Raw genomic sequence first — 14,858 nt, 5'->3', positions numbered from 1 at the left:
AAACGCGATCCGACCGCACCCGGTTCCGGCCTCTCACCCTGGCAAGGCGAACGCCCCCTGACCACCCCATCGCATGCACGCGTCTGCACTACCCTCGGACGGCATGATCGCGACCCCCGACCGTACGCCCCTGCCCAGAGAGTTCTTCGACCGACCCGTACTCGAGGTCGCCCCCGACCTCCTGGGCCGCATCCTCGTACGCACCACGTCGGACGGTCCGATCTACCTGCGCCTCACGGAGGTCGAGGCCTACGACGGCCAGAACGACCCCGGCTCCCACGCCTATCGCGGCCCCACGGCCCGCAACGGCGTGATGTTCGGTCCGCCCGGGCATGTGTACGTCTACTTCACCTACGGCATGTCAAGTCGGTCAGCATGAACCTTGTCCTCGCTCGCCCCGCTGAAGAGGTCGCCCCCAGACTGCTCGGGAGTGTCCTCACCTGCGAGACCCCCGAGGGAACCGTGAGCATCGCCATCACGGAGACCGAGGCGTACTCCGGTCCGAACGATCCAGCCTCCCACGCCTACCGAGGCCAGACACCCCGTAACGCTGTCATGTTCGGACCCGCAGGACACCTGTACGTCTACCGGTCTCACGGTCTCCACTGGTGCGCCAACATCGTCACCGGGACAGACGGCATCGCCTCGGCCGTCCTCCTTCGGGCAGGCAGGGTCATCGAAGGGGAAGACCTGGCACGCAAGCGACGAGGGGAGAAGATCGAGAGCCCACGCCTTGCACGGGGTCCGGGGAACTTCTGCCAGGCACTCGGCATCACGGCAGAGCACAACGGCACGGACCTTCTGGCAGGTACCTCGGTCACGCTGTCCGAGGGGGAGCCGGTACCGACGGGGCTCATCCAGGTTGGCCCTCGGGTAGGCGTGAGCAGAGCCCATGACTGGCAGCACCGTTTCTACCTCGCCGGTGATCCAACGGTCTCGGCGTACCGGCTGAGCCCGAGAGCCAAGCTGTCTGACTGAGCTCAAGCCGTTGTGCGCCTCGCTCGCGGCCTGTCCGTGTGTCGGCGAGGAGTCGGGCCCGAGGCTGCGTGATCGCTCGCCAGCGTGGCGCGTGGCTCGTCCCTGGCCGGTCGAGTGGCTGTCGACGTGGGCCGAGTCGGGCCGAAGGGGTGGGGGATGACCCCCTGTGTGTCAGCTTCCCGACCGCTACGTCTTACCGCCGACTCCTGCGCCACCGTCCCAGGGTCGCGACTCAGGAGCGCGAACGCGCAGGTCAGAGCGGGTTCGTCGCTGCGAGCCGGCCGACTGCCAGGGGTGGGGGTGTCTGAGCTCGACCCAGGACACGCCCCATACCCAGTGCCCCCGAAAATCCGGGGGCATCTCAGGGGGTCGACGACCCCTTGCCCGCACGCTGCGCCCGCATCCGGCAGGCGTCCGAGCACCAACGGGCATCCGCTCGGCGCCCCTCCAGGGAGGCGCCGCAGGCGCCACAGTGGCCAGCCTCGGGCCGCTCGGCTTCGCGCTCGTCCCGCTGTCGACAGAGCCGGGAGCAGTAGACGTGCTCGACCGTGCGGGGCTCGAACGGGGTCAGGCATCGAGCGCAGAGCCCTTCGTTCCATCGGCGGTCGAGTTCCGCTTGGTCCACTCGGCTCATGCTGCCGCGACCTCCTCGCCGCGAGTCGCCAGCCAGAGGGCGCGGTGAGCGAGGGAGAGGCCGGTACCGGCCATGCGGTCCTTCGAGTTGTCCCACCGCTTGTGGTGTGACTTGCACGCCGGGGCGTACTGCTCCGGGTCGGTCGAGTAGGGCCGTCCGGCATCCTTGCCTGTCGCGTCCGCCTTGACGTCCGGGGTCCCGTGGAGGAACGCCCACCCGTCCGCCTGTTCACCGCAGACGAAGCAGGGGTGAGCCGAGGCCGGTCCGTGCAACTTGGCCAAGCGATGGTGCGCCGTCGAGTACGCCGCAGCTTCGCCAACGCTCCTCGGGTCGGTGTGCCACTCCCGCTCGGCGCAGTTCTGCGTCAGGCCGGACGCGACGTTATGGATGTGCAGCACCTTCGCCACGGAGCCGCAAGCGCACTCGAACCAGGCTCGGTCAGGGTCGCCGACGATGCGGCGAACAAGGGTCAGTTGACCGCTCGGGGATGTCCAGCCGGGCCGGTACTTCTGGCGGGCGGGGAGGGCGGCCGGGCGCCCCTTCTTGACGTACCGGGCACGCTGTCGGGCGTTGTGCCGGTCGAGCTTGCAGGAGTCGCAGAACCGAGGGGCCGGGCCACGCTTGCCGGTGCGCTCGATCGGGTTGGGGCAGGTTTCGCAGATCAGAGTCAGGGTGGTCACGCTGCAACCTCCTCGGGGTTGTGGATGGCGGTCATGGCTCGCTCGTCGAGCCGGAAGCGAGGGGTAGGGAGGCTCTGTGCGTCCGTATGGACGTCGAGCCGGAGTTGAAGCGCCAGACCCTCACGGATGCCGTACGAGTCGACGAGAGCGCCACCAGCGACCGAACCGAAGCCCTTCACTTCGTGGCCGGTGACGACCTCCAGGACGAGCGCGACAGCGTCGCGAGCGTCCGTTGGATCGGCGTTCGGGTAGCCGTGCCCCTTTGTGGCGTACAGCTCGACGTCCAGCCACCGGGCGGACGCTCGGCCCTGGCATGCGTCGGCAGAGATGAGCCGGACGTCTACGCCAGGGAGCGTGACGGAGTCGAGCAGGGTTGCCAGGTGCTCGCCGGTACGGCGGGCGGAGTGATGTACGTGAGAGCACACGAACAAGGGTGGGAACCTCCTTGAGGTTGGGGTGGGTTACTGCGAGGGAGCGCCAGCGACCGGCAGTCCTCGGCGGAGTAGCGACGGCGAGCAAGTGGCTTGCAGTGAGGGTCTTCGGGAAGTGGCCGCGTACGCGGCCCAGAGAGCAAGGCAGTTCTACGAAGAGGGCGCCCCCGGAGGGGCGCCACATCGTGAAGCGGGCAACGGCGAGTAGATGGGTTGGCGCTTGGCCATCCCTTCGCCGTTGCGGTCTACGTCAGAGGGCGCCGACAGGCGCCCCGAGCTCGAAGCGTTCGAGCAGGTGTCGAGTCGAGAGCTCTTCGTAGTGGTTGCGCTCGTACGCTTCGGCCTCGACCTGAGCCCAGACGTCGTCAACCCTGGCGCGGCCCCTGAAGGGGGCCGCCTCTGTGTTGGTAGTTGTGTTGGTGGTGTGTTGGTCCTTGTCTTGGTACGCGGACAGTGCTGTCCGGTCTTCCTGACAGGGCTGTCCGGTGTTCTCGTCAAGGCTGTCCGGTGTTCCCGTCAGGGGTGTCCGGTCTTTCTGCTCCTCGACCTCGACGACACCGGACACTGCTGTCCGGTCTTCGCTCGGGACGACGAAGCGCCAGTGACTCGACTTGCCGGGGGTGCCTCGGCTCAGTCGCTCGAAGAGTCCGGCTTCCTCCAGGGCTTCGCAGGCACGCTGAACGGTGCGCACTGACAGGCCGAGGTCACCGGCGATCGTCTCCATGGACGGAGGGCGCTGGTTGGTTCCATCCGGGTTGGCGTAGCCGATGAACGCAAGCGCCACCAGGGCGTGAGTCGGGTTCTTCAGCTTCGCCACGCGGAGGATGTGCCGCTCGTACTGGACCTTGTACGGGGCGCCCTTCTTCTTCGCGCCGTCGCTCATCGGGCAACCTCCAAGGGGCGCGACTGCTCTACGGCTGCGGTTGCCGTCGGGCGGTACAGAACACAGATGAGCTCATGGGCGAGCTCCTCGTTCGAGACGCCTCGGGCGTGCAGGCCGGGGACGTGCCAGAGCTCCCGTTCGCCGTAGTTGCGAACGAAGGTGAGCCGGAGCGAGGAACCGTCCGGCATCATGCGGACGGCCGAGACGGCAGAGCCTTCGGGCAGTGCGGCGATGAGCTCGGGGGAGACATGCGAGTAGGACAGGTGGTAGTCGGTAACGGGCAGGTCGAGCAGGTACTCAGTCGATGCCACGGGGTGCGACCTCCTTCGAGAGGCCGAGGGCAGCGCGTATCTACGCCTCGGCGTGGGATGGGAGATCGCGCGTACCGCTACGCACTGCCGGACACTGACCGTCCGGGTGGGATGCCCTCGGCTTCCCTTGGCCTCTCTCGGAGTGGCCAGCTCTACCCCGTCGAGCGGGGGAGCTACGGTGTCCGCTCCTCGAAGGAGCGGGAAGAGAGTTCCTACATGATCGGCTGGTCAGTCGTCAACTGCGTCACGCTGAGTCGACGGCCGGCTGCACGCTCGGTAGCCGACCGGCCGTCTCGCGGACGTAGCGGTCGTGGGCCATGTGGCCCAGCAGGGCGCCGGAGTACCGGACCCCTCGGGTGACGGGCCTCTCGGGGGACACGACGCGGACGCCGATACGGGCGATGGCGAAGGTCTCGACGAGGAAGGTGGCGTACAGGGCGGCGATGGCGTAGGCCATGGAAGTGCTCCGTTCGGGTTGCGTTGAGCCGTGGTCTGATCGGCCCAGCAACGCCCCCGAGCGCGGACAGGGACGGCGAGCAGGACTCTGCTCGACCGTCCACAACTCGGGGACGAAACAGGGGGATCAGGCAGTCACGGACTTCGCGGAGAACTTCACGGCGACGACTTCCTGAGTGCCGGGCGTGCCGGACGGGGTGGTCACGGGCCGGATGGCCACACCCTCGACGACCACACCGACACCCTCCAGGAATCGGCCGGGCAGGGTCTGCGCAGCCTCGGTGATGGCCTGCCGAACCTCGCCGGTCGGGAGAGAGAGCGTGCTGGTCTGGAACGCCACCTCGGCGATCACGTCGGTCGTGCGCTCACCCTTGCTCACGCTCGACGAGTGCTTGACGTTCCGGACCGTGATGGAGAACTGGCCCGTACGGACACCCCCGCTGATCGGCTGGAAGGTGACCGGTCCACCGAGGTCCACCCGAGAGGCACCTTCGAACGCCAGGACCGAAGCGGCTCGGTTCACCATGCTGTCGGCCGGGTCCTGCTTCAGGATCGGCACAGCAGAGAAGACGACAGCTTCCTGAATCCGCACTTCGTCGACGCCGACGCCATGCGTCTCATGCGCACGCTCGCCAGGGATGTACCAGCCTCGACTCTTGACGGCGTTCAGGATCTTGTCTCGGGTGAGCATGGCGGCGAAGCGCGGGTTACGCCGGACGGTCACGATGACCTCGGCAGCCTCTCGGCCGCCCGTGAACTTGGTTGGGGTGATCTGTCGGACGATCGCGTAAGCGTTGTCGGTGTCGTCGCCTCGAACGTCGGCGAAGGTGTGGATCACCTCGACGTCGCTCGGGAGGATCGCCCGGACGGCCTCGGCGATGCGCTCGGCAACGTGACTGTCGGAGTGGACGGGTCGCTTCTTCAGGTCGGCGAGGATGCGGGCGGCACCGTCACGGAGGAGCGACGTCCGCTCGATGTTGTGGAAGGCCGTGGCGAACGCCTCGGGAGTCACGGCCTCAGCGTCCGCTCGACGTCCCAGGGAAGCGCGGTAGCCGTTCAGTCGCTCCTCGGCCTGCTCCGCTTCGGTCGCGTACTGCTCCGCCTTCTCGCGGGCGGACAGCAGGTGGACGCCGTAGCTGTCTGCCTTCTTCTCGTGGTCTGCCTCGGCCTTCTTGATGACGTCGGCGAGCGTGTTCGTGGCGGTCTTGGTGGCCATCTGTTCGGGTCTCCGTTCTGCACGCGTACGTGCTGGTCAGGTGCGTGTTACTCGCGCGAGCCGGCCGTCTGTCTGTGCGGCTGTGAGCGGCTGCATGCGGGCATGAGAAGAGCGCCCCGGCCATCTGGACCAGGACGCTCGGGAAGGGTTGTTACAGGACGATCCAGCCGTCTTCGCTGTCGTCGTTCTCGTCGGGGTTCAGCTCCTGCTCGATCTCGCGAGACAGGGCGTGGACGTCTTCGATGGGCTCTCGACGGACCAGGGCGCCAGGGTGGACCTCTCGGCCGTAGGCGCTGCGAGTGGTTCCGTATCGGCTCACGGCTTCTTCTTCCCTCCCCGCCTCTTCCAGTTCGGCCGAGTCTTGGGGAAGGCGAGGGCTTCAGGGAGCGCGGCGTGTGCGTCGGCGATGGCTACGGCGTTCAGGTAGGTGACGCCGTCGCGCTCGATGATGTGCCGCTTCCAGGCTTCGGGGTGTCGCACGATCTCGCGGTACAGGTAGGCGGGGTGGCAGCCGAGTACGTAGCGGGCCACGTCTCCGATGCGCTGGTAACGGCCGTCGTTGGTCGGGTCGCTCATCGGTTCCGCTCCTCGGCGAGGCGGATCACGTCTGCCTCGGCGTAGAAGACGCTCGGGCCGATGCGCACGAAGGGGAGCGGGGAACGCCCGTCTGAACGTTGGTTGCGTAGGTGTCCGGCAGACAGGCCGAGCCGTTCGGCGGTCTCTGCCGTGGTGAGGTACCGGGTTCCGTTGACGTTGAGCACGAAGCGGCTCCTTCCTTGCCCCCGTGTGGGGCGGTAGTGGTGTCGGTGTCATCAGGTGTTCGGGTCAAGAAGAAGGACCCCCGCCGCACCCGAGAAGGAGGAAGAGTGCGACGAGGGTCCATGCCGTGCCTTGCGTGACAGTGCCCAGGTGACCAACCCGGAGGCGCGGCATCGAGACGGGCGCCAGGAACCCGAAACGGAACTGGCAGCGCAGAAGGGGGTAGAGAGTGGACGGCACCGACGATGGGGCGCGGTCCAAGAAGAAGGGGCCCGACCGGTCAGGGGCAGGCTGGAGGGCGAAACGCCCTCACCTACAAAGAGCCAAGACGATCTTGGTTTCACAAAGAGTGGTTCGAGTGACGGTGGTCACGTCGTCGAGCCGGGGGGCGAAGCGCCCTCACCCACAAAGAGCCAAGACGATCTTGGTTTCTGAAGGCGAGCTTCGAGTGACGGTGGTCACCTGCTCGACAAGGAGCGAACAGCCCCCACTTGCAAGTCCGGGATGAGCGGGCCATCTGTCCGGATGTTCCGGCAGTGATGCCGGTCACGCTGTCGAGCCGGTATGGCGGGCGGCCTCACTTACGAAGAGCCAAGACGATCTTGGTTTGTTGCGGCAGTCCGATCGTGACGCCGGTCACCTGCTCGGCGAAGTGTGAACAGCCCTCACTTACTGGTGGGAGTCGATCAAGGTTTTGTTGCCCTCGATCCGGGAAGTGAGACGCGGGTCACTCGACTGTCAGACCCTCGGCCTACCGTGTCCGCATGGACATGAACAACCCGCAAGACGTAGGCGCGGCCTTCGGGGCGGTGATCCTCGGCGGCACGCTGAGCGAGGAGCCGCCCCCGCCAGACTCACCCCTCGGCCGAGTGCGCGCGTTCACTGCCGAGCATGGCGAGGCCGCGCTGAAGCCCGAGCACATCAGGGCCGCGCAGGACGGGCGCCCCCTCCTCCCATGAGGCACCGAGACCTGCGGCGCCACGCCAGGCACTTCATGCAACAACGTGCATACCCACGTTCGTGCATGGACGCATGTGCATGACCCTCGTACGGTCGTGTCTGACGGCCCCAACGGGGGCCACAGACAAGGGGGTTTCGCATGTCCGAGCGTGCAGGGCTTACCCGACTCACCGGCAACGGGAACGGCGAGTGCGGACAAGGGGACTGCCCGAACGTCTACCGCACAGAGAAGGGGACGTTCGTCGTGCAGGGCGACGTGTCCAGCGCCTTCACTCCGCCGCAAGGGGAAGGGCTCGTAGAGATCCCCGAGAGCGTTCTTCGGGAGGCTGTCCGTGTTCTTGGATGGTGACGACTGGCAGGCCAAATTCCGCGACTTCCGCACGGAGGCTTGGCGGCTGGAGACCCTGCCTCAGTACCTCGTACCGCAGGAAGCCGAAGAGTTCGCAGCGTTCAAGGCCGGGGCCCGGTTCCCCGGCCCGTACGGGGGTTCCTGGATCGACATGGTGCGGGCCCGGAACGTGGGACGCGTCCACATCATCCGGCAGCCGTTGAGCGACTACCTGCGCTTCGAGTTCGAGCGGTACTACCAGCACCAGGCCCCCGCAGGGGAAGACATCCGCATCCTTGATGTGACGGACCGGCCCAACCCGCTGCCGGACGACGTGGGCGACTTCTGGATGTTCGACAAGTCGACCGTCGTTCTCATGCACTACCAGGAGGACGGAACGCAGATCAGCCGAGAGCTCTTCGAGGGCGAGCCGGCCGACTTCATCGAGTACCAGCGAATCGCCGTCGCCGAGTCGGTCCCGTTCCTGGAGTACGTGAAGAGCGAGTGACGTTCGAGCCCGAGGAGCTTGGCAAGTCCCGGCACGAGCTGGGCTCCACGCTCCGAGATCTACGTAAGGCGGCCGGTCTCTCCGGGGACCGGCTCGCCGCGCGCTGCGCCATGTCGCAGTCGAAGGTGAGCCGCATCGAGAACGGCCAGACGCGGCCGACCCTCGTCGACATCGAGGCCCTCCTGACCGCCCTCGAAGCTCCGCCCGAAGTGGTGGCGGAAGTGTCCGCCCTTGCCCGTACAGCCAACACCGAGTGGCAGGACGCGAGAGGGCTCCGCAGGAAGGGACTCGACAAGAAGCAACGGGAGTTGGCGGGGCTCGAATCCTCGTCGGCAGAGTTCCGCTTCTTCCTGCTCTCGATGATTACCGGCCTGCTCTCGACTCCGGAGTACATCAGGGCGAGCCTGGCTCACATCCCCGGAGACCACAGGAAGGCCATCGCCCGGAAGCTGGAGAGGGAAGAAGTCCTCTACGACCGGTCCAAGCGATTCACCTTCCTTCTGACCGAGCAGGCGGCACGGTCGCCGTTCCTGGCTCCCGATGCGATGGCCGTGCAGCTTGACCGACTGACCTCCCTCACGCACTTGCCGAACGTACGCCTCGGAGTGATCCCGTTGGGCACCCCGTTGCCGGGGTGTCCGCTGAACACCTTCACCATCTACGACGACCGCTTGGCTACGGCGGAGATGTCCACGGGCGTCATGGTGTTTCGCGATCCGAGGGACGTGCGGACCTACGTCGAGGAGTTCGCCGGGTACGAGGAACGTGCACTGTTTGGTGAGGAGTGCAGAGCGAAACTCTCCGAGTGGTCGACCGCTTGCCGTTCATGATCTTCAGTCCACAACGCGCATGAACCGCGAAGTCATGCACGTTCCGAGGGACGATCGCTCGGCAGACAGACAGTCGTCGGGGAGGTTCTACGGATGAGTGCACCGAAGACAACGATGGGGGGGGGCCAGTGAACCTGACGCTGCCCTCCTCGGAGCCGGACCCCGTGGCAAGCTGCCGTGACTGCCTCGGCATCGCCGTGACTCGCGCCAACGCCCGATCGGTCGGGGACTACTCGAAGGCTTCGGATGCGAACGTGGATCTTCGGGTGCATCTCCGGGAAGGGCACGGGGAAGCCGGATCGGCGGATGCCGACCGGCTGACAGACGGCGAACTCCGTTCGACCGTCCGGGCCGAGTGATGGACATGCAGACGTGGCGAGACGCCCGGGTAACGGCCGTTGAAGCGACAGAGGCGCTCCGGGGGGCACTGGCCGCTCTCGGCGTCCCTGAGAGCGTATGGAGCACCGTGCGCCCCATGGTCACCCACAAGGGTGCGGCGTACGTGCACGTAGGCATGGTGCGCGCGGACGTGGCCGAGCAGATGGCCGAAGCCATGCGGACCCCGGAGGGTGCTCGGTGACCCGCTCCGTACTGCGGTACGTGAAGCACCGGATCACGAAGCATCCGGACACTGACGTGACCTTCGAGGCCGAGTGCCTGAAGTGCGAGTGGCAGGCAACGCCCTCGACGGATGGCGCGGCCGTCGACGTCGAGTGCATGGGTCACACGGGCCGGACAGGGCATGCGGGGTTCCGGCGCATCTGCACGTCGTTCGCTCTCGTCGAGCGAGCCGAGTAGCGACAGGATGTTCAACAGGCCGTTCGATACGCGGACTTGAAGCCTTGCCCCTGCCGACCTTCCGTTGGTCACGTGGTGTGCATCGCCGCAGGTCAGACGTGCTGTATCCTCCCTTCGCTCATGTCGGAAAAGGGGAGGGATACAGGTATGAAAAGACATGCCGCCGCCGTAGTCCTGGTGCTCACACTCGCGGGGTGCGCCCCCGATCCGGTCGACTTGACCGCCGAGGCCACGCCGACCGCGACCAGCTCGGCCACGACCAAGGCGAAGCCGAAGGCGTCGCCCTCGAAGGCGAAGCCGAAGAAGAAGACCGAAGCGATACCCGCCGACCTGAAGAAGTACCTCACCGAGAACTTCACCGGTACGACGTGGGTCGACCACATCAAGGCCGTCGACAAGAACTTCGATCAGGACTGGGTGACAACCGACCTTCGGGCCAACGACCCGGACGCGACGGATGCGGCGAAGAAGATCTGTTCGGCGATCAGCGGTTACCAGATTCAGGACGGCCTCGACGGGTTCAAGGGCGTACGTGTGGCCGCCGCGACCGGAGAGCGTCTGTCGTGGCGGAAGGACATCAGCGCGTCGTGTTAGGTCACCAGATACGACGAACGCCCCCGCCACCCGGACAGGATGCGGGGGCGCTGGCCTACGTCCCTGACTGGCCCCTGTCAGCTTCCCCCGTGGCTGGCAGGGGCTCTGCTGAACGGAGAGACCCCGCCAGGCGCCCAGCAACGGGGCCTGACGGGGTCGAGTCGGCGACTGCGGAGAGTTCAGCCGGCCGTCACTCCACGCTCACGGATTCCGGAAGGTGATCCGGCAGTGGTCCGACTTGAACCCTCGGACTCCTCGCCCCCTCGGCATGAGCTCGACGAGTTGGCAGACCTGCATGACGACCGTCCGCACGTAGTCGATCCGGTCGGGGTCCTCGTAGTCCAGCTCCTCCCACAGGTACTCGATGTCGCCCAGGTCGACACGCACCCGCTTCGCTGCCAGGTCCGCAAGCTCGGTCCGCACCTTCGTCAGGTCGGCGTCACACCTGCCGATGCCTGCCCGCATCGTCGATGCGTCGATGTCCCCTACGGCGAACATCTCCGCCAGGGCGGTACGCCTCTCGGATGTGGCCACCTCCTCGGCCAGCAACTCGGCCTCCCGCTCCTCGTCTACGTCATCCGTGGCCGGAGCGGCATTCCACTCCTCGGCCCTGGCGATGACCTTGCGGACAACGTAGGAGTCGAGCGGGTCCGCCGGGCAGGTAATACACCGACCGCCCGAACAGGTGTAGATGCGGTACCGATCGCCTGCCGCGTTCTTCTTGCTCCACCCCTGCGTGACGACAGCCTGACACTTCGAGCAGCGGACCACGCCGGACAACAGGGCCTTGCGCTTCCCTCCGCCACCAGTGTTCCGCTCAGGGTCGCTCAGGTAGCGGACCAGGGCCCGGAACATCCCTTCAGAGACGATCGACTCCCAGTTGCCCGCGCCGGTCTCCTCGGTCAACCGCACGCGCCTCCCGTCCGGCTTCTCGACCCACTGGGAGTACGTCTGGATACCCGCGTTCCTCGGCTTCAAGAGGACGCCCCGGAGGTTCGAGCTACGCCACTCCTTGCCGTGAGGGGAGAGCAGCTCACGGGCGTTCCAGTCCTTCGCGATGGACCACAAGGAGACGCCAGCCAGGACATCCCGGTACGCCTGCCGTAGGGCCTCCGCCTCCTTCTCGCGGTGCCTGCCGTCACGCTCGAAGCCGAAGGGGCGAGTGCTCCAGAACGGCCTACCCGACCCCCTGCGTCGCTCATGCCCGAGCACCTGACGCTCTACTCGCATCTCAGTCTCGTTCCGGGCCACGACAGCACCGATGCGAGCAGCGAGGCGACCCGAAGGGGTCGCAAGGTCCAAGACGCCCTGAGCCTGAGCGGCGGCCAGTGTGACACCGGTCGACTCGGCCAGGTCAACCAGGTCTTCGAGGTCCCTCGGCGTGCGGTACATGCGGTCGTAGTGGCGCGAGACGATGGCGTCCACCTTGCCCGCAGCAACCAGAGCCTTGACCCGCTCCCATCCCTTCCGCGGTCCCTTCGAGGCGGACGTGTCCTTCTCGGAGATCACGTCAACGATCGTCCAGCCCTTCCGATCGCACAGGGCTTCGCTCAGCTCCACCTGTTGCGCCAGGTTCCCGCCCTTCGACTCCTCGCCCCTGGGGGTAGGGGAAAGCCTGGCGTACACAATCGCTCGCATCGTGGTCTTCCTGCTCGGGGTGTCTTCAAGGATGGATGAGACGGAGGGGCCAGTTACGGCTGACCCCTCCGCGACACTGGACTCACTCGGTCGCGGCCTTGATCGTGGCCAGCTCTTGATCTCGACCACTGTTCGTCTCCCTCGCTCCTTGGTCGCTCCCTGCGACGCAACGAGGTACATGCTCAGTGAATCACCTACGGCATGTGGTTCTGCATGAACCTGGTCTGCGGTCCGGAGGGGAAGTCGAGCGCCGTCCTCCTGCGCGCCGGCGAGATCGTCGAAGGCACCGAGCTGGCCCGCAAACGTCGGCTCTCGGCCCGAAACGACAAGGAACTGGCCAAAGGCCCGGCTCGCCTGGCCACGGCCCTGGGCGTGGACCGCGCGCTGGACGGCACGGACGCGTGCTCCGCCGGGGACACACCCCTGCGTGTCCTGGCCGGCACCCCCGTGACCCCCGACCAGGTAAGCAACGGCCCGCGCACCGGAGTGGCCGGCGACGGTGGCGTTCATCCCTGGCGCTTCTGGATCGCCAACGACCCGACGGTGAGCCCGTATCGGGCCCATGTGCCCAGGCGCCGCCGAAGTTGACTCGCCCTCGGCAGGCGCGTAACGTAGCCCGAGCCGCTTGAACCGGGTACGGCGATCGCCTGCAGCCGGAAGCGGCCAAACCACTACCTACGACTCCCCTTCGCTGGGGGCCAATTCGGCGTGCTTACATGCCTGAATTCGGAACTCGCAGGACTCGATTATGAGTTGGCGAGGGAGTCGGCTAACGTAGTGAATGTCGAAAGGCCGACAGGCGAAAGCCGAAGCCTTACGGCGAATCCCACCAACAGGGAATCGGGTCCGAAAGGATCTGGTAGAGTTGGAAACGCAAGACCGAAGGGAAGCGCCCGGAGGAAAGCCCGAGAGGGTGAGTACAAAGGAAGCGTCCGTTCCTTGAGAACTCAACAGCGTGCCAAAAGTCAACGCCAGATATGTTGATACCCCGTCCATCGGATTCTTCCGGTGGCGAGGTTCCTTTGAAGAATACACAGCGAGGACGCTGTGAACGGCCGGGCTTATTCCGCCTGGCCGTTCCGCTCTCGTGGTGTCGACCCGATTACGGGTAAACATTCACGGAGAGTTTGATCCTGGCTCAGGACGAACGCTGGCGGCGTGCTTAACACATGCAAGTCGAACGATGAACCACTTCGGTGGGGATTAGTGGCGAACGGGTGAGTAACACGTGGGCAATCTGCCCTTCACTCTGGGACAAGCCCTGGAAACGGGGTCTAATACCGGATAACACTCCCTCCCTCCTGGGTGGGGGTTGAAAGCTCCGGCGGTGAAGGATGAGCCCGCGGCCTATCAGCTTGTTGGTGAGGTAATGGCTCACCAAGGCGACGACGGGTAGCCGGCCTGAGAGGGCGACCGGCCACACTGGGACTGAGACACGGCCCAGACTCCTACGGGAGGCAGCAGTGGGGAATATTGCACAATGGGCGAAAGCCTGATGCAGCGACGCCGCGTGAGGGATGACGGCCTTCGGGTTGTAAACCTCTTTCAGCAGGGAAGAAGCGAAAGTGACGGTACCTGCAGAAGAAGCGCCGGCTAACTACGTGCCAGCAGCCGCGGTAATACGTAGGGCGCAAGCGTTGTCCGGAATTATTGGGCGTAAAGAGCTCGTAGGCGGCTTGTCACGTCGGGTGTGAAAGCCCGGGGCTTAACCCCGGGTCTGCATTCGATACGGGCTAGCTAGAGTGTGGTAGGGGAGATCGGAATTCCTGGTGTAGCGGTGAAATGCGCAGATATCAGGAGGAACACCGGTGGCGAAGGCGGATCTCTGGGCCATTACTGACGCTGAGGAGCGAAAGCGTGGGGAGCGAACAGGATTAGATACCCTGGTAGTCCACGCCGTAAACGGTGGGAACTAGGTGTTGGCGACATTCCACGTCGTCGGTGCCGCAGCTAACGCATTAAGTTCCCCGCCTGGGGAGTACGGCCGCAAGGCTAAAACTCAAAGGAATTGACGGGGGCCCGCACAAGCAGCGGAGCATGTGGCTTAATTCGACGCAACGCGAAGAACCTTACCAAGGCTTGACATACGCCGGAAAGCATCAGAGATGGTGCCCCCCTTGTGGTCGGTGTACAGGTGGTGCATGGCTGTCGTCAGCTCGTGTCGTGAGATGTTGGGTTAAGTCCCGCAACGAGCGCAACCCTTGTTCTGTGTTGCCAGCATGCCCTTCGGGGTGATGGGGACTCACAGGAGACCGCCGGGGTCAACTCGGAGGAAGGTGGGGACGACGTCAAGTCATCATGCCCCTTATGTCTTGGGCTGCACACGTGCTACAATGGCAGGTACAATGAGCTGCGATACCGTGAGGTGGAGCGAATCTCAAAAAGCCTGTCTCAGTTCGGATTGGGGTCTGCAACTCGACCCCATGAAGTCGGAGTTGCTAGTAATCGCAGATCAGCATTGCTGCGGTGAATACGTTCCCGGGCCTTGTACACACCGCCCGTCACGTCACGAAAGTCGGTAACACCCGAAGCCGGTGGCCCAACCCCCTTGTGGGGAGGGAGCTGTCGAAGGTGGGACTGGCGATTGGGACGAAGTCGTAACAAGGTAGCCGTACCGGAAGGTGCGGCTGGATCACCTCCTTTCTAAGGAGCACTTCTCGGCAGCCGAGCTTGCTTGGTTGTCCAGAGGCCAGTTCATCGGCGAACGTCCGGTGCTGGTTGCTCAAGGGTGGAACGTTGACTACTCGGCACACTTGATCGTCTTCTCCTTCCAGTACTGCTCGCAAGAGCGTGGACCGTTGAGGGGAGCGGGAAGGGTGTCGGGCACGCTGTTGGGTATCTGAGGGTACGGGCT

The 14,858-nt window shown here is 65.5% G+C and carries 17 protein-coding genes, 1 rRNA gene and 2 pseudogenes; 10 read left to right on the top strand and 10 right to left on the bottom strand.

The features are described 5' to 3' along the window. Nucleotides 1-103 precede the first annotated feature (103 nt). A pseudogene (locus tag QFZ76_RS12640) lies at nucleotides 104-363 on the top strand (DNA-3-methyladenine glycosylase); the annotation flags it as partial. A gap of 12 nt (nucleotides 364-375) precedes the next feature. Next, nucleotides 376-978, top strand: coding sequence for a DNA-3-methyladenine glycosylase (locus QFZ76_RS12635; RefSeq protein ID WP_307673802.1), 603 nt, complete (start codon nucleotides 376-378; stop codon nucleotides 976-978). A 630-nt stretch (nucleotides 979-1,608) separates the two neighbouring features. Here QFZ76_RS12635 and QFZ76_RS12630 read toward each other — a convergent pair. The 9 genes from QFZ76_RS12630 to QFZ76_RS12590 all read right to left on the bottom strand — a co-directional run bounded on the left by QFZ76_RS12630 (nucleotide 1,609) and on the right by QFZ76_RS12590 (nucleotide 6,350). Next, a complete protein-coding gene (locus QFZ76_RS12630) occupies nucleotides 1,609-2,292 on the bottom strand; it encodes a hypothetical protein (protein ID WP_307673801.1) in 684 nt (227 codons plus the stop codon). Further along, a complete protein-coding gene (locus tag QFZ76_RS12625) occupies nucleotides 2,289-2,723 on the bottom strand; it encodes a hypothetical protein (RefSeq protein ID WP_307673800.1) in 435 nt (144 codons plus the stop codon). The genes QFZ76_RS12630 and QFZ76_RS12625 overlap by 4 nt, the downstream gene beginning before the upstream one ends. Before the next feature lie 250 nt (nucleotides 2,724-2,973). Continuing rightward, a complete protein-coding gene (locus tag QFZ76_RS12620; protein WP_307673799.1) occupies nucleotides 2,974-3,606 on the bottom strand; it encodes a helix-turn-helix domain-containing protein in 633 nt (210 codons plus the stop codon). Then, entirely contained in the window at nucleotides 3,603-3,917 is a 315-nt protein-coding gene (locus tag QFZ76_RS12615; protein ID WP_307673798.1) for a hypothetical protein, read from the bottom strand. The genes QFZ76_RS12620 and QFZ76_RS12615 overlap by 4 nt, the downstream gene beginning before the upstream one ends. A 244-nt stretch (nucleotides 3,918-4,161) precedes the next feature. Beyond that, a complete protein-coding gene (locus tag QFZ76_RS12610; protein ID WP_307673797.1) occupies nucleotides 4,162-4,374 on the bottom strand; it encodes a hypothetical protein in 213 nt (70 codons plus the stop codon). 126 nt (nucleotides 4,375-4,500) lie between these two features. After that, the gene (locus QFZ76_RS12605; protein WP_307673796.1) at nucleotides 4,501-5,589 is read right to left on the bottom strand and encodes a hypothetical protein; all 1,089 of its coding nucleotides are present in this window, start codon (nucleotides 5,587-5,589) and stop codon (nucleotides 4,501-4,503) included. Nucleotides 5,590-5,740: 151 nt separating this feature from the next. Next, nucleotides 5,741-5,908 carry a hypothetical protein gene (locus QFZ76_RS12600; RefSeq protein ID WP_307673795.1) on the bottom strand — a complete coding sequence of 56 codons (168 nt, stop codon included), beginning with the start codon at nucleotides 5,906-5,908 and terminating at the stop codon, nucleotides 5,741-5,743. Then, entirely contained in the window at nucleotides 5,905-6,165 is a 261-nt protein-coding gene (locus QFZ76_RS12595; RefSeq protein WP_307673794.1) for a hypothetical protein, read from the bottom strand. The genes QFZ76_RS12600 and QFZ76_RS12595 overlap by 4 nt, the downstream gene beginning before the upstream one ends. Then, the gene (locus tag QFZ76_RS12590) at nucleotides 6,162-6,350 is read right to left on the bottom strand and encodes a helix-turn-helix domain-containing protein (protein ID WP_307673793.1); all 189 of its coding nucleotides are present in this window, start codon (nucleotides 6,348-6,350) and stop codon (nucleotides 6,162-6,164) included. Before QFZ76_RS12590 ends, QFZ76_RS12595 begins: the two co-directional genes overlap by 4 nt. Nucleotides 6,351-7,112: 762 nt before the next feature. Between QFZ76_RS12590 and QFZ76_RS12585 the strand changes: the two genes are divergently transcribed. The 6 genes from QFZ76_RS12585 to QFZ76_RS12560 all read left to right on the top strand — a co-directional run bounded on the left by QFZ76_RS12585 (nucleotide 7,113) and on the right by QFZ76_RS12560 (nucleotide 10,366). Next, entirely contained in the window at nucleotides 7,113-7,307 is a 195-nt protein-coding gene (locus QFZ76_RS12585) for a hypothetical protein (RefSeq protein ID WP_307673792.1), read from the top strand. A 140-nt stretch (nucleotides 7,308-7,447) separates the two neighbouring features. Continuing rightward, entirely contained in the window at nucleotides 7,448-7,657 is a 210-nt protein-coding gene (locus QFZ76_RS12580) for a hypothetical protein (protein WP_307673791.1), read from the top strand. Next, nucleotides 7,641-8,144, top strand: coding sequence for a DUF6879 family protein (locus QFZ76_RS12575; protein WP_307673790.1), 504 nt, complete (start codon nucleotides 7,641-7,643; stop codon nucleotides 8,142-8,144). Before QFZ76_RS12580 ends, QFZ76_RS12575 begins: the two co-directional genes overlap by 17 nt. Further along, nucleotides 8,141-8,974 carry a helix-turn-helix transcriptional regulator gene (locus QFZ76_RS12570; protein ID WP_307673789.1) on the top strand — a complete coding sequence of 278 codons (834 nt, stop codon included), beginning with the start codon at nucleotides 8,141-8,143 and terminating at the stop codon, nucleotides 8,972-8,974. The genes QFZ76_RS12575 and QFZ76_RS12570 overlap by 4 nt, the downstream gene beginning before the upstream one ends. A 576-nt stretch (nucleotides 8,975-9,550) precedes the next feature. Further along, on the top strand, nucleotides 9,551-9,772 hold the full coding sequence (locus QFZ76_RS12565; RefSeq protein ID WP_307673788.1) for a hypothetical protein: 222 nt from the start codon (nucleotides 9,551-9,553) through the stop codon (nucleotides 9,770-9,772). 147 nt (nucleotides 9,773-9,919) lie between these two features. Continuing rightward, entirely contained in the window at nucleotides 9,920-10,366 is a 447-nt protein-coding gene (locus QFZ76_RS12560) for a hypothetical protein (protein WP_307673787.1), read from the top strand. 201 nt (nucleotides 10,367-10,567) lie between these two features. Here the strand turns inward: QFZ76_RS12560 and QFZ76_RS12555 are convergent, their stop codons facing one another. Then, nucleotides 10,568-12,133: a recombinase family protein gene (locus QFZ76_RS12555; protein WP_307673786.1), complete on the bottom strand. Its 1,566-nt coding sequence runs from the start codon at nucleotides 12,131-12,133 to the stop codon at nucleotides 10,568-10,570. Between the two features lie 63 nt (nucleotides 12,134-12,196). On the opposite strand from QFZ76_RS12555, the pseudogene QFZ76_RS12550 reads away from it, so the two are divergent. Continuing rightward, nucleotides 12,197-12,592, top strand: a pseudogene (locus tag QFZ76_RS12550) (DNA-3-methyladenine glycosylase); the annotation flags it as partial. A 527-nt stretch (nucleotides 12,593-13,119) separates the two neighbouring features. Then, a 16S ribosomal RNA gene (locus tag QFZ76_RS12545) occupies nucleotides 13,120-14,647 on the top strand. Nucleotides 14,648-14,858: the final 211 nt, after the last annotated feature.

Source organism: Streptomyces sp. V4I2 (genome assembly GCF_030817655.1).
Classification (GTDB): domain Bacteria; phylum Actinomycetota; class Actinomycetes; order Streptomycetales; family Streptomycetaceae; genus Streptomyces; species Streptomyces plumbiresistens.
This window is presented reverse-complemented; position numbering and strand designations above follow the sequence as displayed.

What these genes read in the sequence shown, in the direction of transcription:
- QFZ76_RS12635 (WP_307673802.1), top strand. Translation starts at nt 376, where the DNA reads ATGAACCTTGTCCTCGCTCGCCCCGCTGAAGAGGTCGCCCCCAGACTG.
- QFZ76_RS12620 (WP_307673799.1), bottom strand. Translation starts at nt 3,606, where the DNA reads ATGAGCGACGGCGCGAAGAAGAAGGGCGCCCCGTACAAGGTCCAGTAC.
- QFZ76_RS12610 (WP_307673797.1), bottom strand. Translation starts at nt 4,374, where the DNA reads ATGGCCTACGCCATCGCCGCCCTGTACGCCACCTTCCTCGTCGAGACC.
- QFZ76_RS12605 (WP_307673796.1), bottom strand. Translation starts at nt 5,589, where the DNA reads ATGGCCACCAAGACCGCCACGAACACGCTCGCCGACGTCATCAAGAAG.
- QFZ76_RS12595 (WP_307673794.1), bottom strand. Translation starts at nt 6,165, where the DNA reads ATGAGCGACCCGACCAACGACGGCCGTTACCAGCGCATCGGAGACGTG.
- QFZ76_RS12585 (WP_307673792.1), top strand. Translation starts at nt 7,113, where the DNA reads ATGGACATGAACAACCCGCAAGACGTAGGCGCGGCCTTCGGGGCGGTG.
- QFZ76_RS12580 (WP_307673791.1), top strand. Translation starts at nt 7,448, where the DNA reads ATGTCCGAGCGTGCAGGGCTTACCCGACTCACCGGCAACGGGAACGGC.
- QFZ76_RS12560 (WP_307673787.1), top strand. Translation starts at nt 9,920, where the DNA reads ATGAAAAGACATGCCGCCGCCGTAGTCCTGGTGCTCACACTCGCGGGG.